This window comes from Nocardia sp. NPDC005746, from assembly GCF_040630785.1.
Taxonomy (GTDB): Bacteria; Actinomycetota; Actinomycetes; order Mycobacteriales; family Mycobacteriaceae; genus Nocardia.
Window position 1 is genome coordinate 107443 of sequence record NZ_JBEXYE010000008.1, and the last position, 24612, is coordinate 132054.

24 protein-coding genes are annotated in these 24612 nt (G+C 68.8%); 12 read left to right on the top strand and 12 right to left on the bottom strand.

Translation table 11 applies throughout. The annotated features are described in order from the left end of the window. The first annotated feature begins 122 nt into the window (after nucleotides 1-122). Nucleotides 123-641: an Lrp/AsnC ligand binding domain-containing protein gene (locus ABZ412_RS17095; RefSeq protein WP_357282032.1), complete on the top strand. Its 519-nt coding sequence runs from the start codon at nucleotides 123-125 to the stop codon at nucleotides 639-641. Here the strand turns inward: ABZ412_RS17095 and ABZ412_RS17100 are convergent, their stop codons facing one another. The 3 genes from ABZ412_RS17100 to ABZ412_RS17110 form a co-directional block, all read right to left on the bottom strand. Next, complete coding sequence (locus tag ABZ412_RS17100; RefSeq protein WP_357281737.1) at nucleotides 642-1754, bottom strand: winged helix DNA-binding domain-containing protein; 1113 nt, start codon at nucleotides 1752-1754, stop codon at nucleotides 642-644. It lies immediately after the preceding gene. Between the two features lie 159 nt (nucleotides 1755-1913). Beyond that, nucleotides 1914-2888: an NADPH:quinone oxidoreductase family protein gene (locus tag ABZ412_RS17105; protein ID WP_357281738.1), complete on the bottom strand. Its 975-nt coding sequence runs from the start codon at nucleotides 2886-2888 to the stop codon at nucleotides 1914-1916. Nucleotides 2889-3101: 213 nt separating this feature from the next. Then, nucleotides 3102-4970, bottom strand: a complete 1869-nt coding sequence (locus tag ABZ412_RS17110; RefSeq protein ID WP_357281739.1) for a protein kinase — start codon at nucleotides 4968-4970, stop codon at nucleotides 3102-3104. 241 nt (nucleotides 4971-5211) lie between these two features. On the opposite strand from ABZ412_RS17110, the gene ABZ412_RS17115 reads away from it, so the two are divergent. Together ABZ412_RS17115 and ABZ412_RS17120 are read left to right on the top strand one after the other, a co-directional pair. Beyond that, nucleotides 5212-5991, top strand: coding sequence for an acyl-ACP thioesterase domain-containing protein (locus tag ABZ412_RS17115; RefSeq protein WP_357091144.1), 780 nt, complete (start codon nucleotides 5212-5214; stop codon nucleotides 5989-5991). A gap of 137 nt (nucleotides 5992-6128) precedes the next feature. Continuing rightward, complete coding sequence (locus tag ABZ412_RS17120) at nucleotides 6129-6353, top strand: hypothetical protein (protein WP_357281741.1); 225 nt, start codon at nucleotides 6129-6131, stop codon at nucleotides 6351-6353. A 168-nt stretch (nucleotides 6354-6521) separates the two neighbouring features. Here the strand turns inward: ABZ412_RS17120 and ABZ412_RS17125 are convergent, their stop codons facing one another. Further along, complete coding sequence (locus ABZ412_RS17125; RefSeq protein WP_357281742.1) at nucleotides 6522-8189, bottom strand: FAD-dependent oxidoreductase; 1668 nt, start codon at nucleotides 8187-8189, stop codon at nucleotides 6522-6524. 230 nt (nucleotides 8190-8419) lie between these two features. On the opposite strand from ABZ412_RS17125, the gene ABZ412_RS17130 reads away from it, so the two are divergent. After that, the gene (locus ABZ412_RS17130) at nucleotides 8420-8911 is read left to right on the top strand and encodes a histidine phosphatase family protein (RefSeq protein WP_357281744.1); all 492 of its coding nucleotides are present in this window, start codon (nucleotides 8420-8422) and stop codon (nucleotides 8909-8911) included. A gap of 25 nt (nucleotides 8912-8936) precedes the next feature. Here the strand turns inward: ABZ412_RS17130 and ABZ412_RS17135 are convergent, their stop codons facing one another. Beyond that, nucleotides 8937-9140: a hypothetical protein gene (locus ABZ412_RS17135; RefSeq protein ID WP_357091136.1), complete on the bottom strand. Its 204-nt coding sequence runs from the start codon at nucleotides 9138-9140 to the stop codon at nucleotides 8937-8939. A gap of 129 nt (nucleotides 9141-9269) precedes the next feature. Here ABZ412_RS17135 and ABZ412_RS17140 point away from each other — a divergent pair, with 129 nt between their 5' ends. Together ABZ412_RS17140 and ABZ412_RS17145 are read left to right on the top strand one after the other, a co-directional pair. Next, a complete protein-coding gene (locus ABZ412_RS17140; protein WP_357281745.1) occupies nucleotides 9270-9722 on the top strand; it encodes a MerR family transcriptional regulator in 453 nt (150 codons plus the stop codon). 3 nt (nucleotides 9723-9725) lie between these two features. Beyond that, nucleotides 9726-10736, top strand: a complete 1011-nt coding sequence (locus tag ABZ412_RS17145; RefSeq protein ID WP_357281747.1) for an aldo/keto reductase — start codon at nucleotides 9726-9728, stop codon at nucleotides 10734-10736. A gap of 75 nt (nucleotides 10737-10811) precedes the next feature. Here ABZ412_RS17145 and ribA read toward each other — a convergent pair whose 3' ends face one another. Further along, nucleotides 10812-11432 carry a GTP cyclohydrolase II gene (gene ribA / locus ABZ412_RS17150; RefSeq protein WP_357281748.1) on the bottom strand — a complete coding sequence of 207 codons (621 nt, stop codon included), beginning with the start codon at nucleotides 11430-11432 and terminating at the stop codon, nucleotides 10812-10814. A 165-nt stretch (nucleotides 11433-11597) separates the two neighbouring features. Between ribA and ABZ412_RS17155 the strand changes: the two genes are divergently transcribed. Genes ABZ412_RS17155 through ABZ412_RS17165 form a run of 3 tightly spaced genes read left to right on the top strand, consistent with a single transcriptional unit; the run spans nucleotide 11598 to nucleotide 13404 of the window. After that, nucleotides 11598-12053 (top strand): carboxymuconolactone decarboxylase family protein, encoded by a 456-nt coding sequence (locus ABZ412_RS17155; RefSeq protein ID WP_357281750.1) that lies wholly within the window; start codon nucleotides 11598-11600, stop codon nucleotides 12051-12053. Between the two features lie 3 nt (nucleotides 12054-12056). After that, nucleotides 12057-12377 carry a GNAT family N-acetyltransferase gene (locus ABZ412_RS17160; RefSeq protein ID WP_357091126.1) on the top strand — a complete coding sequence of 107 codons (321 nt, stop codon included), beginning with the start codon at nucleotides 12057-12059 and terminating at the stop codon, nucleotides 12375-12377. Between the two features lie 40 nt (nucleotides 12378-12417). Beyond that, nucleotides 12418-13404 carry a pirin family protein gene (locus ABZ412_RS17165; RefSeq protein ID WP_357281751.1) on the top strand — a complete coding sequence of 329 codons (987 nt, stop codon included), beginning with the start codon at nucleotides 12418-12420 and terminating at the stop codon, nucleotides 13402-13404. 3 nt (nucleotides 13405-13407) lie between these two features. On the opposite strand, the gene ABZ412_RS17170 is transcribed toward ABZ412_RS17165, so the two are convergent. Next, nucleotides 13408-14247 carry a helix-turn-helix transcriptional regulator gene (locus ABZ412_RS17170; protein WP_357281753.1) on the bottom strand — a complete coding sequence of 280 codons (840 nt, stop codon included), beginning with the start codon at nucleotides 14245-14247 and terminating at the stop codon, nucleotides 13408-13410. Nucleotides 14248-14415: 168 nt separating this feature from the next. Between ABZ412_RS17170 and ABZ412_RS17175 the strand changes: the two genes are divergently transcribed. After that, nucleotides 14416-15423, top strand: coding sequence for an aldo/keto reductase (locus tag ABZ412_RS17175; RefSeq protein WP_357281754.1), 1008 nt, complete (start codon nucleotides 14416-14418; stop codon nucleotides 15421-15423). A 2-nt stretch (nucleotides 15424-15425) separates the two neighbouring features. On the opposite strand, the gene ABZ412_RS17180 is transcribed toward ABZ412_RS17175, so the two are convergent. From ABZ412_RS17180 to ABZ412_RS17190, 3 genes are all read right to left on the bottom strand, one after another. After that, nucleotides 15426-15902 carry a DUF4442 domain-containing protein gene (locus tag ABZ412_RS17180; RefSeq protein WP_357281755.1) on the bottom strand — a complete coding sequence of 159 codons (477 nt, stop codon included), beginning with the start codon at nucleotides 15900-15902 and terminating at the stop codon, nucleotides 15426-15428. A 131-nt stretch (nucleotides 15903-16033) separates the two neighbouring features. After that, on the bottom strand, nucleotides 16034-17539 hold the full coding sequence (gene mqo, locus ABZ412_RS17185) for a malate dehydrogenase (quinone) (protein WP_357281757.1): 1506 nt from the start codon (nucleotides 17537-17539) through the stop codon (nucleotides 16034-16036). 127 nt (nucleotides 17540-17666) lie between these two features. Then, nucleotides 17667-18203: a CGNR zinc finger domain-containing protein gene (locus ABZ412_RS17190; RefSeq protein WP_357281759.1), complete on the bottom strand. Its 537-nt coding sequence runs from the start codon at nucleotides 18201-18203 to the stop codon at nucleotides 17667-17669. A 39-nt stretch (nucleotides 18204-18242) separates the two neighbouring features. Between ABZ412_RS17190 and ABZ412_RS17195 the strand changes: the two genes are divergently transcribed. Continuing rightward, the gene (locus tag ABZ412_RS17195) at nucleotides 18243-19196 is read left to right on the top strand and encodes a DMT family transporter (protein WP_357281760.1); all 954 of its coding nucleotides are present in this window, start codon (nucleotides 18243-18245) and stop codon (nucleotides 19194-19196) included. 117 nt (nucleotides 19197-19313) lie between these two features. After that, nucleotides 19314-19967 carry a hypothetical protein gene (locus tag ABZ412_RS17200; RefSeq protein ID WP_357281761.1) on the top strand — a complete coding sequence of 218 codons (654 nt, stop codon included), beginning with the start codon at nucleotides 19314-19316 and terminating at the stop codon, nucleotides 19965-19967. Nucleotides 19968-19985: 18 nt separating this feature from the next. Here the strand turns inward: ABZ412_RS17200 and ABZ412_RS17205 are convergent, their stop codons facing one another. Then, on the bottom strand, nucleotides 19986-20453 hold the full coding sequence (locus ABZ412_RS17205; protein ID WP_357281763.1) for a hypothetical protein: 468 nt from the start codon (nucleotides 20451-20453) through the stop codon (nucleotides 19986-19988). A gap of 139 nt (nucleotides 20454-20592) precedes the next feature. After that, nucleotides 20593-24546 carry a DNA-directed RNA polymerase subunit beta' gene (locus ABZ412_RS17210; RefSeq protein ID WP_357281764.1) on the bottom strand — a complete coding sequence of 1318 codons (3954 nt, stop codon included), beginning with the start codon at nucleotides 24544-24546 and terminating at the stop codon, nucleotides 20593-20595. Nucleotides 24547-24612: the final 66 nt, after the last annotated feature.

Consider the following 24612-nt stretch of genomic DNA (forward strand, 5'->3'; position numbering starts at 1 on the left):
CCGAAATTCACTGAACACTGTGGTGAATCGCACCACCATCCGCCGCCCGGTGCTGGACAATTTGAATAGCAGCGAACTCACGAGCGGAGGTTCCGCTCGACCCCATGAGTGGAGGCTCCGCGATGTCCCGCACGCCCGCCCGGCTGGATGAACTCGACCTGGCCATCCTCACCGCCATGCACGAGCACCAGAAGGCGGGCATCCTGGAACTCTCCCGCCGCACCCGGGTCGCCCGCGCCACCGTGCAGTCCCGCATCGCGCGCATGGAGGAGGCGGGGGTGATCTCCTCCTACGACCCGCAGATCGACGTCACCGCGGCCGGTTTCGACGTGCAGGCCTTCGTCACCCTGGAGATCGCGCAGGGCGCGCTGGACGCGGTCGCCATCGACCTCGCGGCCATTCCCGGCGTGCTCGAGGCCTACGCGACCACCGGTTCCGGGGACGTGCTGTGCCGGATCGGCGCGGACTCGCACGCCGGGTTGCAGGCGGTGCTGCTGAGCATCGACCGGACCAGTTCGGTGGTGCGGTCGCACAGCGTGGTGGTGTTGTCCACGGTGGTCCCCCACCGCACGCTGCCGCTGCTGCGGACGCTCACGCCGACGGGATCGAGCAAGGCCCCGGCCTACCGCGCCGCGCACTGATCAGGGGCGCAGGTCTGCTCCGGGATCGAGGATCTCGACGGCCGGGGTGCGATCCGGCTCCGAGAAGGCCAGCAGGGCACAGGCTTCCGCCTCCACCGCGGCGCGGTCCGCGTCGGACCACACCGCGCGCGGGCTGATGCGCAGAGCCGCGGTGTCGCCCTTGGTGAAGACCTTGTAGACGCCGGAGAGGAAGCCGTCGACGAGGATCGGGGAGACCTGGTTGGCGAAGGCGCGCAGAGGCGGGGCGTTGCCGTCGGGGACGATGCGGGTGCGGTCCTGGTGGGACAGCAGGGCGTTGTCGTACCAGCCGAGCAGGCGGACGGGGGCGGGGGTGTCCGGGTCGGCCAGGGTGGCGTCGGCGGCGTCGTAGAGGGTGCGGCCGCGGTCGTCGGTGTAGGTGCGGACGCGGTCGCCCAGTTTCGCGACGGCGGCTTTCATGCCGGTCAGCTTGGACCAGGTCTGCATGTCCATGGTGGTGGCCGGGCCGAAGGCGCGCAGGTAGCGGAGGAGCAGTTCTTCCAGGGGGTAGCCGGGGTCGAGGGGTGCGCCGAGCCACGGCTGGACGCGGGACCAGACCGGACGGCTGCTGTCGCCCCAGCGGCCGCGGGGCGGGGTCTGGAGGACGGGCAGTTGGTAGAGCCAGGCCTGGACGATCGCGCCCGGATCGCGGTCGGGATAGCGGGCGGCGGCGTGCTCGCGCAGGGTGGCGGCGGGAGTCGGGTCGTCGCCCAGCACCGATTCGCCCTGGGCGCGAACCTCTTCCGGGTCCAGGCCGACCAGGGCGCCGTAGTTGAAGCCCTTGCGGAACGGGATCTTCTCCAGCTCCGGCTGGATGTGCGGGGCGATGCGCAGCGCGTCCGGCGGGGTGACCAGGTGAATGGTGCCGCGCATCAGAGTGATTCGCACCAGGGAGCGGTCGTCGAGCGCCTTCGATACCGCCGCCGGGTCGAAATCGGCTGTGCGGCTCCACAAGGCGACGAAGGGCGGCAGCATGTCCTGCGCCTGCAGGCCGACGAGACGGTCGCACAGCTCGTACACGCCGAGCGTGGACCGCTCCAGCAAATACTGGCGTTCGAGCAGAGTCCGGTTCAGAACTCGGGTGGACAGCTTCACGATTCGTGACGCTACGCGAACCACACCCGCCGCGCCCGCGTCAGCGCAGGGTGACGCCGGCACCGGCCGACGCGCCCGTCGAGCACACGAGGGCCGCCTCGAGCGTGCGTGGTCAGCGCACGGACGCCGCCCTGCGCACGGACAGGGTGACGACGCGGGTCAGCGCAGGGTGACGACGACTTTGCCGGTGGCCGTGCGCTTGTCGAGCGCGGAGACCGCCTCGGCGGTGTGCGCGAGGCTGTAGAGCAGCGGCTCCGGCGGGGTGATCCTGCCGTTCGCCAGCAACGGCTCCACCTCGGCCCACTGCTCACGCAGGTAGCCCGGGTGGGTCATGACCCATTCGCCCCAGGCCGCGCCGATCACCTCGACGTTCTTGAGCAGCAGGCGATTCACCTTCACGGTGGGGATGTCGCCGGCGGTGAAGCCGACCACCAGGACGCGGCCGCCCGAGGCCAGCGAGCGGATGCTGTCGGTGAAGCGGTCGCCGCCCACCGGGTCCAGCACGATGTCGACGCCGCGGCCGCCGGTCAGTTCCTTGACCGCGGCCAGCCAGCCGTCGGTGAGCACCACGTCGGTGGCCCCGTTGGCGCGCGCCACCTCGGCCTTCTCCTCGGTGCTGACCACGGCGATCACCCGGCCCGCGCCCAGCGCCTGCGCCATGCGCAGCGTGGAGGTGCCGATGCCGCCGGCCGCGCCGTGCACCAGCACGGTCTCGCCCGGAGCCAGGCGGCCACGGTTGCGCAGGCAGAAATGCACGGTCAGGTCGTTGAACAGCACGCCCGCACCGGACTCCAGGGAGACGTTGTCGGGCAGCTTGAAGACCATGTCGTTCGGAGCGATGGCGACCTCGGCGGCGGCATTGCCGAGCAGCGTCAGCGCGATCACCCGGTCACCGGCCTGGACATGCGAGCCCTCGGGAGCCTCACGCACGATGCCGCCGACCTCGCAGCCCACGACATAGGGCAGCGGCGGCTTCATCTGGTACAGGCCCCGGGTCATGAGCACGTCGGGGAAGGCGATCCCGGCGGCGTGCACGTCGATGACGACACCGCCCGGGTAGGCGACCGGCTCCGGAATATCGAGAACCTCGATCGCTTCCGGACCTTCCAGCTTGCTCACCACGGCTGCGCGCATCTGCGAACTCCACCGCCTCTCCGTACCTTCAGCGGGCGGCTGAGAGCCGTCGGCTGTCCTGCCTCCGTGCTTGCGTCGGGTGCGAACCTAGTTCTGGACGTACCCGGGGATTTACCCCAAGCGCCACGAAATCAGTCGTCACGTCGCGCATCGCCACCATACATCCGGTGGCTGGAAGCCGTTGGCCACCGCGCACTCCACGATCCGGTTCGCTCAGCGGTGGGCGTACTCGACCATGGATTCGGTGGCCAGAGCCTTGCCGTCCTTACTGATGATCAGGGCGTAGCCGGTGATGCGGTACTGGGTGCCGTCGGTGGGGTTGGTGACAGTGAACCCCCCGGTGCCGTCGGGCACCGGATCGTTGATCCGGATGGTCGCGCTGTCGCTGATGCGCAAGCCGCTGTAGTAGTAGCGGCCACTGGCGTTGCGGCACACCACCAGCCGCGAATACTGCGTGCGACCGATGACCATCGCGGGATCGGTCGAATCGCAGCGCGGATTCGAGTCGAAACCCTGGGCGTCCGAGTCGGATACGTTCGCGCTGAGCGGGACCAGCGTGGTGGTCGGGGCCATCGTCGGCGACGTGTAGGTACCCGGACTGTTTCCCGCGTGAGTCGTGGTGACGGTGGCGCTGTCCTTGCCGTCACCGGAGTCGTTGCCGGACAAAAGCACCCAGGCCAGCACCGAACCCAGCACCAGGACCACTCCGAGCAGCGCGCCCACCACCAGCGGCAGCGAACCGCGGTCCTTGGGCGGCAACGGCAATGGCGCGGAAGGATGTTCGCGCGGCGCGGACTGGTCGACGAACCCTGGGAGGTACCCGGCCTGCCCGGCGACGGTCTGCCGTCGCACCGTCGGGTCGATATTGCCCGGCGCGACCGGGGTCGGCTGCCCCGGGACCTGGTCTGCGCGCGAGTAATCCACCGGACCGGCCGAAGGGCCCACCCGAGAGTTGTCCACAGCCATCCCACGGGAATGATCCACCGGCCCCGCCGGGAACGCCTGTGCGGCACGCGCATTGTCCACGGGCACGGACGGGTGCGGCTGCGGTCCGGACGGATGCCGCACCGGACCGGACGGGTCGACGCTCCGCGCCGGGCCGCCGACCGGCGGAGTCATCTGGCGCGCGGGATCGGCCGGGCCCGAGGGATGCTCGAGATAGTGCGGTTCCGAATGCCCGCGCGGGACCGCCGGATTGCCGATGGTCGGCGGAGCGGGCGGCACCGTGGTGCGGGTCGGTTCGCCGTGTGCGGCGCGCATCAGCGCGGCGCGGGCGGCCCGCGCGAGCTGACCCGCGGTGGCGTAGCGACGGCCGGGCTCCTTGGCCATGCCGATGGCGACCACCTGGTCCAGGCCGACCGGGACGCCGGTGCGGACGCTGGGGCGCGGCGGCGGGGTCAGCATGTGGGCGCGGATATTGGCCAGATTGCCGGTCACCCGGAAGGGCGGCCCGCCGGTCAGGCATTCGTAGAGCACGCAGGCCAGCGCGTAGATGTCGGCGCTCGGCGAGACCGAGGCATTGTGCTCGAACCGTTCCGGCGCCATGTAGGCGAAGGAGCCGATGGCGTTGCCGGTCTGGGTGAGCTGCACGTCGGATTCGGTGTGCGCGATGCCGAAATCCACCAGGTAGGCGAACAGGTCGCCGGTGAGCAGGATGTTGGCGGGCTTGACGTCGCGGTGCACCAGGCCGCTCTCGTGCGCGGAGTCGAGGGCGGCGGCGATCTGCTCCACCACGGCGACCGCGCGCTCGGGCGGCAGCGGGCCCTCCTCGAACAGGTAGGCCTTGAGGTCGCGGCCGCGGACCAGCCGCATGTCGATGAACAGGACCCCGTCCACCTCACCCCAGTCGTGCACCGGAATGACGTGGGGTTCCTGGAGTTTGGCGGCGGTGCGGGACTCGCGGCGGAAGCGTTCGACGTAGGTGGGCTGCCGGGCCAGGTCCACATCGAGCAGTTTCACGGCGACCACCCGGTCGCGCACGGTGTCGTAGGCCTCGTAGACCTCGCCCATGCCGCCGACCCCGAGCAGCCGCCGCAGTTCGTACTGCCCGAACCGCGAACCAGCCCTCTCCCCTGCGGCCACCCGCGTCGTCCTCCCTACTGCCGGATGCACTCCGGGAACCCACCGGAGATACACCTGGAAAGGCTACGGGGCGCACGGCCCGGTGTCATTCCTTCGAACAGCGCACCGGCATTCCTTCGACTCGGCGCGAACGGGTACCGCGAGCCCCGTAGAGTCATGTCACCGACTTCGGTCAGCAGGCGCCGCACCCCCGGCGCCGCTGGATAGACATGCGGCACACCGTGCAGCGCGAGGAGCACCAGTGTCACTCGATGAGCCACTCGCCCCGCTTCCCCAGGAGGGCATGGGCTTCGCTTCCGCGTGGCCGGTGCGAGCCGGCGATGTGGACCCGTATCAGCGGCTGCGATTCGACGCCACGGCCCGCTACCTCCAGGACATCGCCTGGGAGGAAATGCAATCCGGCTTCTTCCACCGCACCGATCCGGCCTGGATCGTGCGGCGCACGGTGGTGGACGTGGTCCGGCCCGTGCACTGGCCGGACCGGGTGGAGCTGCGCCGCTGGTGCTCGGCCATGTCGACCCGCTGGACCAATATGCGGGTGCGCATCACCAGCGACAACGGCGGTCTGATCGAGACCGAGGGCTTCTGGATCAATATCAACGAGTTCACCAATATGCCGACCCGGATCAGCGACGAGGGTCTGGCCGAACTCGCCCGCACCACCGATGAGCACCGGCTGCGCTGGCGGCCCTGGCTCACCGACCCCACTCCGCCGGAATCGGATGTGGACCTGCCGTTCCCGGTCCGCGCCACCGATATCGACCAGTACAACCACGTGAACAACGCGGCCTACTGGCAGGCGGTGGAGCAGTACCTGGTGGATTACCCGAAGCTGCTGGCCGGGCCGCATCGCGCGGTCATCGAGTATGTGGCGCCGGTGCTGGCCCGCCAGCATGTGAGCGTGCGCAGCCGGTACGAGCCGGGCGACCGGGCCGGGCATCCCGCCTCACTGCGGCTGTGGTTCGTGGTGGGCGGGGTGACGACCACCGCGGTCCGGATCGGGCCGCTGCCCGGCGCCTGAGCCGGCCCCGGAGGGGGACGCGTTGCGCACCTGCGCCGCGGTGTCACAACTGCGAAATCGATTGCGCGCCACCGGTCACCACCACGCCCCCGCCGACCACCACCGAACCCCCACTCGCGGACGCCAACTGCGGCACCGTGACCGACGCGGGCGGCGGCTCCCGCTCGGTCGTCGCCGTCGGCACCCCCGCCGGGCGAGTCGGCTGCACCGAGGCGATCACCGTGGCCACCAAGTACGTGCGGCAGGTCAGCAACACCGATGTGGCCACCATCGACGGCTGGTCCTGCAACGCCGTCCCCGGCAACCCCGCCGTCCCGTCCATGTGCGCGAAGGACGGCCTGGTCATCAATCTCGGCAACTGACCCGGAGCCCGAAACCCGAAAACGACTGCGGCCCCACCCATTCCGGGGTGGGGCCGCAGCCATCGGTACACGTTCGGCCCGAGAGGCACTGTGCCAGGGGCGGGGGCCGAGCCCCCGCCATCCCTAGGAGGTTCGGGGGCGAGGCCCCTGAGAGTCCCGAGAGTTGGGCTACCCCTTGGCGGCCTTCAGCAGGTCCTCGACGCTGGTGAACTTCACGCGGGGGCGCCCGGCGGCCTTGCCCGCGGTCTTCTCGGCGGCGTCGATGGCCTTCCAGCCCTCGCGGCCGATCTGGTCGGGCTGCCGCTCGGCGAGCAGCGCCTCCAGAGCGGCCCGATCGCCCTGCGGGGCGGCCAGCTTACCGTTGGTGTAGTCCTCGATGATCTGATCGACGGTCTCGGTCGAGTCGACCCGGTTGGAGCCGATGACGCCGCGCGGGCCGCGCTTGATCCAGCCGGAGACGTACACGCCCTGAACCGGGTTGCCGTCGGCCAGGACTCGGCCCTTGTCGTTCGGGATGACGCCGTTGGACTCGTCGAACGGCACGTCCGCGACCGGCTCGCCCTTGTAGCCGATGGAGCGCAGCACCAGCGACGCCTCCAGGCTGCCGGTGCGGTCCGAGGCGCGGGCCACGGTGCGGCCGTTCTCCTCGACCAGCTCGTTGTGCACGTACTCCACGCCCTCGGCCTTGCCCTCACCGGTGACGGCGGTGGGCGAGACCAGGTAGCGGAACACGATGCGCTTGTTATCCGGGTTGCGGGCGCCGGCGGCGTATTCCTGGGCGAGGGTGTACTTGAGCTGCAGCGAGGGCTCGACCTCGGGGCTGTCCAGCTCGGCCTGCGAGGCCGGGTCCATGACCAGGTCCTCGGGGTCGACGATGATGTCGACGCCCTTCAGGTGGGCCAGCGCCAGGAACTCCGGCGAGGTGTACGCGGCCTGCAGCGGGCCACGGCGGCCCAGCACCACGACCTCCTTGATGTTGCTGCGGCGCAGCGCATCCACGGCGTGGTCGGCGATGTCCGTCTTGGCCAGCTCGTCCGGGTTCACGGTGAGCACGCGGGCCACGTCGAGCGCCACATTGCCGTTGCCGACGATGACGGCGCGCTCGCCGGACAGGTCGAACTCGCGGTCGGCGAAGTCCGGGTGGCCGTTGTACCAGGCCACGAACTCGGTGGCGGAGTGGCTACCGGGCAGGTCCTCGCCGGGGATACCGAGGTGACGGTCGGTGGCCGCGCCGACGGCGTAGATGACGGCGTGGTGGTGGCCGAGCAGTTCCTCGTGCGAGATGTGCTTGCCGACTTCCACGTTCAGCCGGTACTGCAGCGCCTCGCGCCGGAAGGCCGACTCGAACAGGTTCGCCACCGACTTGGTGCCCGGGTGGTCGGGCGCGACGCCCGCACGAACCAGGCCGTACGGCGTGGGCAGCCGGTCGAACAGCTCCACCTCGACGTCGGCGCGGCGCAGTAGCTCCTCGGCGGCGTAGCAGGCCGCGGGGCCGGCGCCCACGATGGCGACGCGCAGCGTGCCCAGCTCCTTGGGCGCGCGGGTCGGGGCGACCAGCGGCTCGAAGTTGGACTCCAGCGGGTGGCGCTGGAAGTAGGCGGCGTTGATATCGCGGAAGCGCGCCAGCGAGGACAGCAGGTCGTCCTCGGAGAAGATCGCGTCGACCGGGCAGGCGTCGACGCAGGCGCCGCAGTCGATGCAGGTATCCGGGTCGATGTAGAGCTGCTCCGTCGTCGCGAACTCGCGTTGCTCGGGCGTGGGACGAATGCAATCGACCGGACACTCGGGTACGCAGCTGGCGTCGTTGCAACAACGCTGCGTGATCACATAGGCCATATCTCGCAGATCCTCGAAACTGTCGCGTGGTGCTACTCCGCTCGGGGTTCGAGCAGGGTCGGTAGAACACGTTCTAATATAGGCGGGCATTCCAACGGGTGTCGGCACAGCTGTGTGCCGCCAACCACCAGTGTGCCTCGAGTGTGAGCAGTGTCTCGCGGCGGTACCTGGCACGCACCGCTGTGAGTCCGGTCTCCGGGCTCCGCTCGAGGACACCTACCGTAGTGCGTATGGTGCGGACTCTCATCCTGATGCGGCACGGCAAGTCCGGATACCCCGAAGGCGTGGCCGACCACGACCGGCCGCTGGCCCCGCGCGGGCGGCGCGAGGCGGCACTGGCGGGCGCGTGGCTGCGCGCCACCCAGCCGGAGATCGACGCCGTGCTGTGCTCCACCGCGACCCGGACCCGGCAGACGCTGGCGGCCACCGAGGTCACCGCGCCGGTGTCCTACGAGACGTCGATCTACGAGGCGTCCCCGCACACCCTGATCGAACTGGTGCAGCTCACCGATCCGGCCGTGGAGACCCTGCTGCTGGTCGGCCACTCCCCCGGAATGCCCTGGACCGCATGGGAATTGGCGGCCAACCGGAACTCCGGTCCGGCCGGGGAGATGAGCGAGAAGTTCCCCACCTCGGCGCTGGCCGTGCTCGAATTCGACCGGCCGTGGTCAGACGCCGACCCGGGCACGGGTGAGCTGGTGCGTTTCCACGTGCCGCGTTAGCCGCCCGGACCGGGCGGGCTCGAGCTCAGCCGAATAGCTTGCCCTTCCACACCACGACTCCCGCCATGATCAGCAGGAGCAGCAGCGCCCAGCCGAAACCCGCGAGCGCCCACACGACACCGAGCACCGCCACCACCGGCAGTACGGCGATGGCCGTGATCACCGGCTGTTCCTTGGCCGTCTCCAGAGCCGATCGCGCTCTGATCCGATCCATGTCTTTTCCAGGCATGCCCCCAGGGTAGGCCCGGAATCGGCCGATTCGCCGACCGTTCGAATCTTCGCGCGCCCAGCCCTTGCTTGGAGTGCACTCCAAGCAAGTAGCGTCGATACCGGGGTTCGGCACAGGAGGGTGAGACCGATGAACGCAGCACCGGCGACGAGCGAGGCCGTGGACTTCGAGCGACCGCGGTATTCGATCGGCGAAGCCTCCGAGCACAGTGGGCTCACTCGCGACACGCTGCGCTGGTACGAGCGCATCGGGCTGATGGACTACGTGGATCGCGACCATTCCGGTCAGCGCCGCTTCAGCGACCGCGACCTGCAGTGGCTCGCGTTCATCGGCAAGCTGCGCAGCACCGGCATGTCGGTGGCCGACATGGTCCGCTACGCCGAGCTGGTGCGCGAGGGCGACCACACCTTCCCGGAGCGCCTCGCCATGTTCCGCCGGACCCGCGAGGAGGTGCTGGCGCAGATCGAGGAACTCCGATCGACGCTGGTGGTCCTCGACCGCAAGATCGCGCTCTATCAGAGCGGCCCGGTCTGCGCACCACCGCCGGTCCGGGCGAAGAGCAGTGCAAACCAAGGGGATTGAGAGATGACCAGCACAACGGCGCTGCCCACCACCGCGCTCGGGACCACCCGGGTCGGCGCGCAGGGCTACGGGGCCATGGGGATCAGCGAGTTCTACGGCCCGACCGACGCCGCCGAGGCCCGGGCCACGCTGGAGCGGGCCCTCGAACTGGGCGTGACGCTGTTCGACACCGCCGACATGTACGGCAGCGGCCACAATGAGGAGTTCGTCGGCGATTTCGTGCGCGCACACCGCGAGACCGTGGTGCTGGCAACGAAATTCGGCCTGGAGCGCCGCGCGGACGATCCGGGCTTCCGGGGTATCAACAACTCGCCGGAGTACATCCGCGCGGCGGTGGACGCCAGCCTGGGGCGGCTCGGCATCGACGTGATCGACCTGTACTACATGCACCGCAAGCAGGACGGCGTCCCGATCGAGGAGACCGTCGGCGTGATGGCGGAACTCGTGGCGGCGGGCAAGGTCCGGCAGCTGGGGCTGTCCGAGGTGACCGGCCCGGAGCTGCGCGCGGCGCACGGCGTGCACCCGATCGCGGCGGTGCAGTCGGAATGGTCGCTGTTCTCGCGGGACGTGGAGCGTGCCGTGGTGCCCGCGGCGGCCGAACTCGGCATCACGTTCGTGCCGTATTCGCCACTGGGACGCGGCTTCCTGTCGGGCGCCCTGCCCGCTACCGGCGAGCTGGCGGAAGGGGATTTCCGGCGGCGGCATCCGCGCTTCTCCGGTGCGAACGCGGTGAGCAATGCCGAATTGCTGGCCCCGCTGCGGACGATCGCCGCGGCCCGTGGTCTCACGCCCGCACAGGTGGCGCTGGCCTGGGTGCACACCCGGGCGCAGGTCCACCAGCTGCCGGTGGTGCCGATTCCGGGCACGCGCAGCCGCGCCCGGGTCGCCGAGAACGTCGCGGCCGCGACGGTGACGCTGACCGTGGCCGAACTCGCGGAGCTCGACGCGATCGCGGATCGGGTGGCCGGAAATCGCTACGCGGACATGAGCTTCGCCTCGGCGGGCCGCGAATAGTCCCGCCACGCAAACGAACCGGGGCCCCTCGCGAATGCGCGAGGGGCCCCGGTCGTTCCGGATCAGCCGATCCGGTCAGCCCACGAGGCGGATGGTGTGGCCGGTGTGCTCGGCCTTCGCCCGCAGGTAGCGGAGGTTGCCGGGATTGGCGTGGACGCCGGTCGGGACGGTGTCGCGCACGGTGACGCCGAGGGCGGTGAGCTGCCGCACCTTGTCCGGGTTGTTGGTGAGCAGGTCCAGCTCGCCGACGCCGAGCGCGGTCAGCATCTGGGCGGCCGCGGTGTAGTCGCGGGCGTCCTCGTCGAAGCCGAGGGCGGTGTTGGCCTGGTAGGTGTCGAGGCCGTCGTCCTGCAGGGCGTAGGCGTCGAGCTTGTTGTAGAGGCCGATGTCGCGGCCCTCTTGCCGCAGGTACAGCAGGACGCCGCCGGTCTCGGCGATGCGTTCCACGGATTCGCGCAGCTGGGGTCCGCAGTCGCAGCGGGCGGAGCCGAAGACGTCGCCGGTGAGGCATTCCGAGTGCAGCCGCACCAGCGGCGTGGCGGCGCCGAGGTCGGGGTCGCCGAGGATGAGGGCGACGTGCTCGCGGCCGTCCTCCAGACCGTCGAAGGTGACCGCCTGCGCGGTGGTCGAGTAGCCGTCGGCGAAGGCCAGCGGGATCCGCACCCGGGTGCGGACGCCGGCGAGGCTGCTGCTCATTGATTGCTCCAGAGACCGAGGACCGTGTCGTCAAGTGGTGAACCACGGATGCGGGCCGGTTATTTCGCGACGGTTCGGAATGACCATTTTTCAGACCAGAAGGCACGGTTCACCTTCTCGGCTTACGATGCAGCCACTATGCAGTCACCTGTTACTCATGACCGAGTGTGGATCGACAAGCAGTCGCCCGAGATCTTCCACGCGCTCAACGGCGTCGCGCTCGCGGTGCGGAACGCCGCCGCCGCAGCCGATCTGGACCGGGCCGTCATGGAATTGGTGAACGTGCGGGTGTCCCAGCTCACCGGCTGCCCGTTCTGCCTCGACCTGCACACCCGCGCGGCCCGCGAGGCCGGCGTCACGCAACAGCAATTGGATGTGCTCCCAGGCTGGCAACGCAGTCCGTATCTGTTCACGGAACTGCAGCAGGCGGCGCTCTCGGTGGCCGAGACCGTCACTTCGTTGCCGGATGAGGAAAGCATGGCGCGTGAGTATGCTGCTGCGCGGCAACATTTGTCGGATGACCAGATGTCCGTTCTCATCTGGGCTGCCACCGCTATCGGCGCGTTCAACCGAGCGTCGATTGTGAGCAAACATCCGGTGCGGGTGCGGAAGGAGAACTGAACAATGAGCGAACAGGCCGTGGCGGCTACAGTCGTTCGTAACGACGCGCAACACCGGTACGAGGTGTGGTACGGGAATTCGCTCGCCGGATTCAGCGAGTACCGCGAGCGCGACGACAACGACACCACCTTCATTCACACCGAGGTGGATCAGGAATTCAGCGGCAAGGGCCTGGCGAATCTGCTCGCGCAGGAGGCGATCAAGGATGTGATCGCCCGCGGCCGCACCATCGTGGCGCGCTGCCCGTTCATCAAGGGCTGGCTGGACAAGCATCCGGAGTTCGACGAATACGTGGTCGGCAAGGGCATCAAGCGGGATCGGTGAGCGGCGTCGAACGGAAACACTGAGCTAGGGAGGTGCGGGTGTGAGTGATCTGGAGCCGCGGCCGGAGGAGTCGCTGTGCGAGTCGTCGGGCCGTCCGGGACCGCGGGCGGAGTTCTTCCCGGCCCGGGAGGTGCCGCTCGGCGGCGTCCGGGGGGTGACCGTGTTCCGGTCGCTGCCGCAGCGGGATCTGCCGACGGTCGGCGCGTGGTGCTTCCTGGACCACTTCGACGGCGCGTCGGAGGCCAACCCCGAGGGCCACGACATCGACCCGCACCCGCACATCGGATTGCAAACCGTCACTTGGCCTCTGGACGGGCGGATCCGGCACCGCGACAGTGTGGGCTCGGATGTGGAGATCGCGCCCGGCCAGCTCAACATCATGACCTCGGGCCACGGCATCGCGCACTCGGAATACCGGGTGCCGGGCCATGTCTCGGGGCACGGTTTGCAGCTGTGGGTGGCGCTGCCGGGTGAATCCCGGGATATCGCACCGCATTTCGAGCAGCATCGGGAACTGCCCGCCTTCCGGGCGCCGTCGGTCGAGGGCACGGTCCTGATCGGCATGCTGGACGGGGTCACCTCCCCGGCCACCGCGTACACCCCGATCGTCGGCGCGGACCTGCGCGTCGCGGCCGGAGCCGACACCGCGCTGCCGTTGAACCCGGCGTTCGAGCACGCGGTGCTGGTGATCGCGGGATCGCTGAGCCTCGACGGCACGGTGGTCGAGCCGGGCAGCCTGTTCTACCTGGGCAGCGACCGGGACGCGATCCGCGTGCACGACACCGCGGGCGCGCACGTGTTGCTGCTCGGCGGTGAACCGTTCGGCGAGGACCTGGTCATGTGGTGGAACTTCGTGGCCCGCAGTCACGAGGAGATCGAGCAGGCCCGCAACGACTGGGAGAAGCACGATGTCGGGCGGTTCGCCGATATCGCGGGCCACACGCCCGAACAGCGGATCCCCGCTCCCCCGCTGCCGGGACTGCATCTCAAACCCCGCAAGCGGCGCTGCGGCGTCCCCCACGAGTAGGAATCAGCCGCCGGTCATCGACTGGGTTCCGATGACCCGCAACAAATCCAGCTTGTCCTGGGTGTCGGTACCCGGCGCGGGGTAGTAGATCAGCACGTGCCGGGTGGCGCTGGGAGTGAGCAGCGGCTCGCAGATCAGTTCCAGCACACCGACTTCCGGGTGGATCATGCGTTTGACGTGCCCGGTGCCGGTGCCGACCTCGTGTTCGTGCCACAGCCGCTCGAATTCCGGGCTGGCGGCGCGCAGCCGGGCCACCAATTCGGTCACGTCGGCGTCGCCCGCGCGGCGGGCGGAGACCGCGCGCAGGTCGGCGACGTGCTTGTGGCTCATGGCTGCCCAGTCCTCCGGCGGGAAGATGGCGCGCGAGCCCGGCTCGGTGAACCAGCGCCACGGAATGCAGCGGTCCAGGCCGCGCCGCCGCGCGTAATCCCCGGACAGCAGGGTGTACATGCGGTTCTGCACCAGCACCTCGCCCAGGTCGGAGATGACCACAGCCGGGGTGTCGTCCAGTTTGGACAGCACGTGCAGGATGCCGGGCCCCACGTGGCTGTCGCCGCCGCGGGCCGGGGCCTGATGTCCGGACAGATGGAAGAGGTGGTCGCGTTCGCTGTCGGTCAGTCGCAGCGCCCGCGCCAGCGCGGCCAGCACCTGCACCGACGGTCGCGGCCCGCGCCCTTGCTCGAGGCGTGTGTAGTAGTCGGTCGACATGCCCGCGAGCAGGGCTACCTCGTCGCGGCGCAGACCGGGCGTGCGGCGGCGGGCGCCCGGCGGCAATCCCACGGTCTGCGGTTGCAGCTGCTCACGGCGTCGGCGCAGGAAGTCGGCCAGCTCGGTTCGATCCACCTCACCACTGTCCCCCGTCCCCGGCCCGGTAACCAGGTATCGGCAGTCCCAGCCTGGGTGCGGATCCATCCACAGCCGTCCACAGCCCGGCCCGGTAACCAGGGATCGCCGATCCCTGGATCAGCGCTCCTCTCCCGCACTCCCGGGATCGGGCGCAGTGTTGTTCCCATGACCACGAACCTCAGCACCGTCCAGCTCGGCAAGACCGGGCCCGCCGTCTCCCGTATCGCCCTGGGCGCCATGGGGATGTCGGGCATGTACGGGGCGGCCGACGACGCCGTCTCGATCGCCACCGTGCACGCGGCCCTCGATTCCGGCGCGAACCTCATCGACACCGGCGACTTCTACGGCATGGGCCACAACGAACTGCTCATCCGGCAGGCGCTGGCCGACCGCAAGCGGGAGGACGTCCTGCTCAGCGTGAAATACGGGGCGCTGCGCGGCCCGGACAACAGCTTCGGCGGCGTCGACACCCGGCCGGCGGCCACCAAGAACTTCCTGGCCTACTCGCTGCAGCGCCTCGGCACCGACTACATCGACATCTACCGGCCCGCCCGGCTGGACCCGAACGTGCCGATCGAGGAGACCATCGGCGGGCTGGCCGAGCTGGTCCAGGCCGGGTACATCCGCCACATCGGCCTGTCCGAGGTGGGCGCGGAGACGCTGCGCCGAGCCGCGGCCGTGCATCCGATCGCGGATCTGCAGATCGAGTACTCGCTGATCTCGCGCGCCCTCGAGGCCGAGATCCTGCCCGTCGCACGGGAACTCGGGATCGGCATCACCGCGTACGGGGTGCTCTCGCGCGGCCTGCTCAGCGATTCGGTGCGGGCCGGCCAGCAGTTCGCGCCCAGCGACTTCCGCGCCCACAGCCCGCGCTTCCAGGGCGAGAACCTGGACGCCAACCTGCGGCTGGTGGACGCGCTGGGCACGATCGCGGCCGAGCGCGAGGTGAGCGTGGCCCAGCTGGCCATCGCCTGGGCGCTGTCGCGGGGCACCGACATCGTGCCGCTGATCGGTGCGCGGAAGCCGGAGCGCTGGGCCGAAGCCGTTGCGGCGGTGGACATCCGGCTGTCGGAGGCCGAGCTGGCCACCATCGAGGCCGCGGTGCCCGCCGACCGGGTGGCGGGCGGGCGCTACGCCCCGGCGCAGATGGCCATGCTCGACAGCGAACGCTGAGATTACTTGCGGCGCGGCCGGATGACGGCGGTGAAGGCGGCGCGGGCCACGGGCTTGCCGGTGACATCGGCGATGATCACCGGCACCTCCAGCTCGATCTCGGTGCGGGACTCGATGTTCGCGCGGGTCTCGGCGATGGTCTCGGGCATCAGTTCGGCGGTGCCGGTGAACGGGCCCTCCTGCCCCTTGGCCCGGGCCAGGTATTCGATGCGGCCGTCGCGGGCCACGATGAAGGTGTCGGCGAGCAGGTCCACGATGCCGGAGATGGACGCGCCCATGGCGGCGGTCTCGGCCAGGCCGAACAGCAGAGCCGCGTGGATGTCGCCATTGTGGTTGAAGTGCTCGGGGCGCGCGGCCATGCCGACCACGCTGCGGCCCGGGCCGTATTCGACGCTCTCGATGCCCGTGAACTGGATGAAGCCGAGCTTCTTGAAGCCCGCCATCACCATGTCGCCCATGGTCGCATTCGCGCTGTCCATCGCGTCTCCCGCCGATCAGAATTGAAACCTGTTCCAATTTCATACCGGGCGGGAAGCGTCTTTGTCCACGGCGGTCCGGGACCCAGGGCCTGGCAGTTTCCTGCCGGATCAGCCCACGACTCCCTGAAGAATCAGCCCACCACCCGGCCCGCCAGACCCAGCGCCTCCGCGGTCCGGGCCATGGTCTGCCGGGCCAGCCGCGCATCGTCGGCCAGACTGTGGCCCAGCGTCGGCATCAACTCCCGCAGCCGCGGCTCCCAGATCCGGGCGTAGCGCGGGAAGCAGCGCTGCAGCACCTCGAGCAACACCACCGGCGCCGTCGACGCGCCCGGGCTCGCCCCCAGCACCGCGGCGATCGAGCCGTCCTGCGCGGCCACCACCTCGGTGCCGAACTCGAGCACCCCGCCGCGTTCGGCGTCCGGCTTCACCAGCTGGGCGCGCTGCCCGGCGGTGATCAGCGACCAGTCCTCGGCGCGCGCCTCGGGCACGAACTCGCGCAGCGCGGCCAATTTCTTCTTGCGGGTCGAGGCCAGCTGCCCGGCCAGCAACCGCAGCAACTCGGTATTCGCCTTCAACATGGCCGCGATGGACCCGGCATTGCCCACCCGCAACGAGGCGGGCGCGTCGAGCAGCGAACCCTGTTTCAGGAAGCGGGGATTCGCGCCCGCGTACGGCCCGAACAACAGGGCGCGTTCCCCGTTCACGATGCGAGTGTCCAGGTGCGGCATGGCGATCGACGGCGCGCCCGACAGCGCCTTCCCGTACACCTTGGCGTCGTGCCCGGCCACCACCTCGGGATTGCCACAGCGCAGGAACCGGCCGCTGACCGGCAGTAGCCCGTAGCCGTCCGCCTCGGGAATCCCGGCCTTCTGCAGGATCTTCAACGCCCAGCCGCCCGCGCCCGCGAAGACGAAGCGGGCGTCGGCCTTCCGGGTGAGCCGGTCGTTGTCGGTGCGCCAGTCCACCCGCAGCTGCCAGGTGCCGTCATTGTTGCGGCGCAGTCCGCGCACCTCGCAATTGCGGTGGATCTCCACGTCCTGCCAGCGCAGCCAATGGAACAGCTGACGGGTCAGCTCACCGAAATCGACATCACTGCCGGTGATATCGCGGGTGGCGGCGATCGGCTCGCCGTCGTCGCGGCCGGTGGTGAGCAGCGGCGCCCATTCGCCGATCACCGCCGGATCGTCACTGAACTTCATATTCGCGAAAAGGTGATGCGCGGACATGGTTTCGTGGCGGCGGCGCAGGAAATCCACCTCGGTCTTGCCGCGCGCCAGTGTCATATGCGGGACCGGATTGATGAAGGTCTCCGGATTGCGCAGAATCCCCGAGCCCACCAGCGACGCCCACAATTGCCGGGTCAGCTGGAACTGTTCATTCAGCGCGAGCGCCGGCTCGATATCGATGGAGCCGTCGGGATTCTCACCGGTGTAATCGAGTTCGCACAGGCCGGCGTGCCCGGTGCCCGAATTGTTCCAGGCCGCCGACGCCTCGGTGCCGACCTCCGGCAATCGTTCGTAGACCCCGATGGTCCAGCTGGGTTCCAGGTGCTTGATCAGCACCGCGAGCGTCGCGCTCATGATGCCGCCGCCGATCAGCACGACGTCGTAGGGACGTAGCGGCAGTTGTGTTCTCATCGTCATTACCTGGAACCCCGATTGAATTCGTACAGCGGGCGTGCTGGCACCAACGACCGGCCCGCCAGGGCGGCCTCGAGAACACTAATGCCGAAGCCCTCTCAGCGCACGCGGAGGGCGGGAAAACTCAATTCGCGGACTTGCGGGCCCGGTACGCGGCGACCGCGTTGCGATTGGTGCAGGCCGTCGAACAGTAGCGACGGGAACGGTTGCGGGACAGGTCCAGCACGATGCCCGCACAGGAGTCGTCGGCGCAGATCGCCAGGCGGGAGAGCTCGTCGGCGCGGATCAGGTCGATCATCGCCATGGCCGTCTCCACGGCGATCCGGACCTGCAGCGGAGCCTGGGGCGGGACCGCGTGGATGTGATAGTCGAGGCCGTCGTGGCGGACCAGTTCGGGGACCGCGCGATGCTCGGCGAGGATGGCGTTCACCACGGCGACGGCGGAGTCGCGGTCGGCGGTGAGCAGGCGGCGCAACGGTGCGCGCTGGGCGCGGACCGCCGCGAGTTCGGCGGCGGTCCCGGCATGCGCCCCGGTGTAGCGGTGCTTCTCGAAGAAGGCGTCCAGCTGGGCGATCTCGGTCAGGGTGTCCGGCTCCTCGGCCGAGTTCACCAGCTCGACCGCCGCGGCCAGGGAGGCCACCGTGTCATCAGCGAAAAGCACGTTGACATATTACACACGTGACCCTTAGCGTCATTTGCCATGGCGACTTTGACTCATGACAGGACGGTGGTGTCGCACCGGATCCGCTCCGGGCTGATCTGCGCCGCCCTGTCGGCCGCCGCGTTCGGACTCTCCGGGCCGCTGGCCCGCGGACTCATCGACGCGGGCTGGAGCCCCGCCGCCGTCGTCATCGTCCGCGTCCTCCTCGGCGCGGTCGTGCTGCTGCCCGCCGCCGTCGTGCGATTGCACGGCGACTGGGACCTGCTGCGGCGCAATATCTCCCTGCTCGCGGGATACGGGCTGCTGGCCGTCGCCACCGCACAGCTGTCCTATTTCAATGCCGTCGCCCATATGGATGTCGGGGTCGCGCTGCTCATCGAATACACCGCGCCGATCGCCGTGGTGGTCTGGTTGTGGCTGCGGCACAGTCAGAAGCCCGGTCGCGCAACCGTTCTCGGTGCGATCATCGGCGTGACCGGACTGGTGCTGGTGCTCAATCTGCGATCGGGCACCAGCACCAGCTGGGTCGGCATCGCGTGGGCCCTGGGCGCGATGGTCGGTGCGGCCGCCTATTTCATCCTGAACGCGCACGCCGGGGACGCGGTGCCCGGCACCGTGCTGGCCACCAGCGGACTACTGGTCGGCGGACTCGGCATCCTGGCCGCGGCCCTGCTCGGCGTCGTCCCACTGCACGCCACCACCACTCCCGTTGCCTTCCAGGGGTTCACCGTGGACTGGTGGGTGCCGCTGCTCGCGCTCGGCGTGATCACGGCCGCCATCTCCTATGTCACCGGTATCGCCGCCACCCGGCTGCTCGGGTCACGCCTGGCGTCCTTCGCCGCGCTCGCCGAGGTCCTGGCCGCCATCCTGTTCTCCTGGGCGCTCCTGGGTCAGACACCCGCGCCGATCCAATTGTTCGGCGGCGCTTTGATTCTCATCGGCGTCGTGGTCGTGCGACTCGGGGAACCCGACGACGACACGAATGCGCCATAACGCTTCACATCTCGAGTTGATAACGGTAGTTTGTCGCAAAGGTCGGGAAACCTATCGCAAACTCGAGGACCAGCCACCATGGGTATCACCAAATACGTTGCGCCTGCCTTGCTTTGCTTGACCGCGACCACCGTCGCCGGCACGGCCACCGCCGCGCCCGAGCAGGCCCCCGCGAAGCCCGCCCTGCAGATCAAGGGTGCCGATCACAGCATCGGCTACGACGTGGCGCTCTCCTCCGACCACCGCTCCGCGGTCAGCACCCTGCGGGCGGGGCAGTTCCTCGCCACCTGGGACGGTGAGGCCGTCATCGTCACCGACGACAAGGGCAGCCTGGTCTCCACCGTGCCCCTGAAATACGACATCGACGGCAAGACAGCGGAATTCACCCCGGTCATCGACCAGAGCAACCGCCGCCTCACCCTCACCCCGGTCGCCGCGTCCGACACCGAGCTCCGCAACGTGGATGCCCAGCAGCACTTCTTCGACGTGGTCCAGGCCAATATGCCCGCGGTCGCCACCGGCGCGGCGATCGGCGCCACCATCGGCTTCATCGCGGGCTTCCCGCTCGGCCTGTTCGTCCTGGACTTCATCACCGCCCCGCTGCTCGCGGTGGTCGGCGGCGTGGTCGGCGGGGCCATCGGCCTGCAGATGTCCGGCGGCCACGAGGCCTCCGAAGCCGCCCTCGCCTACGTCGACACCCTGGCTCCCGGCGCGTCGAACATCTTCCGGCCCGCCTTCGCCGCTATCCCGACTCCCCCGCCCGCCAACTGACGCCTCCCCCACCGGGATTCACGCCAGGAAGCTGACCGACTCCACCGGCATGCTGTGGTTCCAGTGGTACCACCACACGTTCATCTCCTGCGCGAGGTCGAAACGGAAGGTGTGCCCGTTGCCGGGGCCGTCCACAATCGTCCACAGGCCGTTGGGCCGGCCGATCACCCGACTGACACTGCCGTCGGTCCAGTCGAATCGGCCCAGCGACGGCGAATCGAGGGCGTTGAACGGCAATTCGGCGGTGAAGTGGCCGGATTCGATACCGGGCAGCAGCGGGCTCGAGCAGGCCCAGACGTCCGCCTCGCGGTGGACGCTCTGGCCTACGCTGCCGGTCCCCGGAATCAGCGCGCCGGTCAGGACGCCGCCGTGGCGGCAGCCGCCCAGTGCGCCACCGGGATCGGCGGCGGCGAGCGAGAGCGGCAAGGACAACGACAGGGCCGCTCCACAGCAGACGACCGAAACGAGAGCACTTCGAGCGAACACGTCAGCTCCTCCCCTGCGACGGGGGCCGGTTACTTCGTCGCAAACAGCATAGACCCGCGCACCGCGCTCGAGCGGGAAAAGAGTTCGGCCCCCGCTCCGACAGGGAGCGGGGGCCGAATTCTATTGCCTGGCTACACGCTTAGCGGTAATCGCTGAAGCCGTAGTCGTCCAGCGGAACCGCGGCACCGGTGGAAGTGCCGAAGCCGTCCGGGCTGTAGTAGCTGTCGTCGTAGGACGGGACAGCGTACGCCGCCTGGCGGGCCTCTTCGGTCGGCTGCACCTGGATGTTGCGGTAGCGGTTGATACCGGTACCGGCCGGGATCAGCTTACCGATGATCACGTTCTCCTTCAGGCCGATCAGCTTGTCGGAGCGGCAGTTGATCGCGGCGTCCGTGAGCACGCGGGTGGTCTCCTGGAAGGAGGCCGCCGACAGCCACGAATCGGTCGCGAGCGACGCCTTGGTGATACCCATGAGCACCGGACGACCCGAGGCGGGCTCGCCACCCTCCGCGACCACGCGGCGGTTGGCGGACTCGAACTCGGCGCGCTCCACCAGCGAACCCGGGAGGAACTCGGTCGCACCCGAATCGATGATGGTGACGCGGCGCAGCATCTGGCGGACGATCACCTCGATGTGCTTGTCGTGGATGGACACACCCTGCGAGCGGTACACCTCCTGGACCTCGTGGACCAGGTGGACCTGCACCTGACGCGGGCCCATCACGCGCAGCACCTCGTGCGGATCGGCCGAGCCCTCGAGCAGCTGCTGACCGACCTCGACGTGGTCACCGTCGGCCAGGAGACGCTCGGAGCCGTCCTCGTGCTTGAACACCCGCAGACGCTGACGCTTCGACAGCTTGTCGTACAGGACCTCGTCCGACCCGTCGTCCGGGATGATCGTGATCTTGTAGAAGCGGTCGTCGTCCTCGAGCCGCACGCGACCCGACACCTCGGCGATGGGGGCCTTGCCCTTGGGCACACGAGCCTCGAAGAGCTCCTGCACGCGGGGCAGACCACCCGTGATGTCGTCACCCGCGACACCACCCTGGTGGAAGGTACGCATGGTCAGCTGAGTACCGGGCTCACCGATGGACTGGGCTGCGACGATACCGACGGCCTCACCGATGTCCACCAGCTTGCCGGTCGCCATCGAGCGGCCGTAGCAGGTGGCGCAGACGCCGGTGCCGGTGGTGCAGGTCAGCACGGAGCGGACCTTCACCTCGGTGATGCCGGCCTCGAGCAGCGCCTCCAGGGCGGGGTCGCCCAGGTCGTGGCCCTTCTCGACGACGACATTGCCGTTGGCGTCGATCGCGTCGGTCGCCAGGGTGCGAGCGTAGGTGCTGGTCTCGACGTGCGCGTCACGGATGACGGAGCCGTCGGCCTGCTTCTCCGCGATCGGCACCACGATGCCGCGCTCGGTGCCACAGTCGGTCTCGCGCACGATGACGTCCTGCGACACGTCCACCAGACGACGGGTCAGGTAACCCGAGTCGGCGGTACGAAGCGCGGTGTCGGCCAGACCCTTTCGCGCACCGTGGGTGTTGATGAAGTACTCCAGAACCGTCAGGCCCTCACGGAAGGAGGACTTGATCGGCTGCGGGATGAACTCACCCTTCGGGTTGGTCACCAGACCCTTCATGCCCGCGAGGGTACGAGTCTGGGTGAAGTTACCCGTGGCGCCCGAGTCGACGATCGTGATGATCGGGTTGTCGGCCGGGTAGTGCGCGCGCAGCGCCTTACCGACCTCTTCGGTCGCTTCCTGCCAGATCTTGACCAGGGCGTTGTTGCGCTCCTGGTGGTCGAGAGCACCACGCTGGTACTTCTTCTCGATCTGATCGGCCTGCGCGTCGTAGCGCGCCATGATCTCCGCCTTCTCCGGCGGAACGAGCACGTCCGACATGGAGACGGTGACACCCGAACGCGTGGCCCAGTAGAAGCCGGCGTCCTTGAGCTTGTCGACGGTCTGCGCGACCACGATCATCGGGTAGCGCTCGGCGAGATCGTTGATGATCGCCGCCTGACGCTTCTTCGGCATCGGCTCGTCGATGAACGCGTAGTCCGCCGGGAGCAGATCGTTGAAGAGCACGCGACCCAGGGTGGTCTTGCAGGTCCACGCGTCACCACGCTGCCAGCCGTCCAGGAACAGCTCGGCCTCGACGTCCTTCGGCGGACGCTGATCGGTCAGGCGGACCTTGATCAGCGAACGCACGGTCAGGTCGCCGCGGTCCACGGCCATCTGCGCCTCGGCGGGCGAGGAGTAGACGCCGAACTCGGCCTCGTCCTTGGTGGCGGCCTTGTACTCGCCGACCGCGCCCTCTTCCAGACGGGTCAGGTAGAACAGGCCGGTCACCATGTCCAGACGCGGCATGGCGAGCGGACGACCCGAGGCCGGCGACAGGATGTTGTTCGAGGACAGCATCAGGATGCGGGCCTCGGCCTGCGCCTCCGCGGACAGCGGGAGGTGCACGGCCATCTGGTCACCGTCGAAGTCGGCGTTGAACGCCTCACACACGAGCGGGTGCAGCTGGATGGCCTTACCTTCGACCAGCAGCGGCTCGAAGGCCTGGATACCCAGGCGGTGCAGGGTGGGCGCACGGTTCAGCAGCACCGGGTGCTCGGAGATGACCTCTTCGAGGACATCCCACACCTGGGGACGCTGACGCTCGACCATCCGCTTGGCGGACTTGATGTTCTGCGCGTGGTTCAGGTCGACCAGACGCTTCATGACGAACGGCTTGAACAGCTCGAGCGCCATCAGCTTGGGCAGACCGCACTGGTGCAGCTTCAGCTGCGGACCGACCACGATGACCGAACGGCCGGAGTAGTCGACACGCTTGCCGAGCAGGTTCTGACGGAAACGACCCTGCTTGCCCTTGAGCAGATCGCTCAGGGACTTCAGCGGGCGGTTACCCGGACCGGTGACCGGACGGCCGCGACGGCCGTTGTCGAACAGCGCGTCCACCGACTCCTGAAGCATGCGCTTCTCGTTGTTCACGATGATCTCGGGCGCACCCAGATCGATCAGTCGCTTCAAACGGTTGTTGCGGTTGATGACGCGGCGGTACAGGTCGTTCAGGTCGGAGGTCGCGAAGCGGCCACCGTCCAGCTGCACCATCGGGCGCAGCTCCGGCGGGATCACCGGAACGGCGTCGAGGACCATGCCCATCGGCGAGTTGCCGTTGGTCTGGAACGCGGCCACGACCTTCAGACGCTTCAGGGCGCGAAGCTTCTTCTGGCCCTTGCCCGTCCGGATGGTCTCGCGCAGGTTCTCGGCCTCCGCGGCGATGTCGAAGGTCTCCATGAGCTTCTGGATCGCCTCGGCGCCCATGGCGCCGGTGAAGTACTCGCCGTAGCGGTCCTGCAGCTCGCGGTAGATCACCTCGTCGATGATCAGCTGCTTCTTGGCCAGCTTGGTGAAGGTGGTCCAGATCTCGTCGAGCCGGTCCAGCTCACGCTGGGCGCGGTCGCGCAGCTGACGCATCTCGCGCTCGCCGCCGTCCTTGACCTTGCGGCGGACGTCGGACTTGGCGCCCTCGGCCTCCAGCTCGGCCAGGTCGGCTTCCAGCTTCTGGGCGCGGGCCTCGAGGTCGGCGTCACGCTGGTCGGCGACGGTCTTCTTCTCGACCTCCATCTCCGCCTCGAGCGTGGAGAGCTCGTTGTGGCGCAGCTCGTCGTCCACCGAGGTGATGACGTACGCGGCGAAGTAGATGATCTTTTCCAGATCCTTCGGCGCGAGGTCGAGCAGGTAGCCCAGACGCGACGGGACACCCTTGAAGTACCAGATGTGGGTGACCGGAGCGGCCAGCTCGATGTGGCCCATGCGCTCACGACGCACCTTGGCGCGAGTCACCTCGACACCACAGCGCTCGCAGATGATGCCCTTGAAGCGGACACGCTTGTACTTACCGCAGTAGCACTCCCAGTCCCGGGTGGGACCGAAGATCTTCTCGCAGAAGAGGCCGTCCTTCTCCGGCTTCAGCGTGCGGTAGTTGATGGTCTCCGGCTTCTTGACCTCGCCGAAAGACCAGTTACGAATGTCTTCGGCGGTCGCCAGGCCGATCCGGAGTTCATCGAAGAAGTTGACGTCTAGCACGTAACTTCCTTTCCCCTGTTCGGGTTGAGTATGAGCAAAAGTTCGCTAAATCCGTTGCCCGGGAAG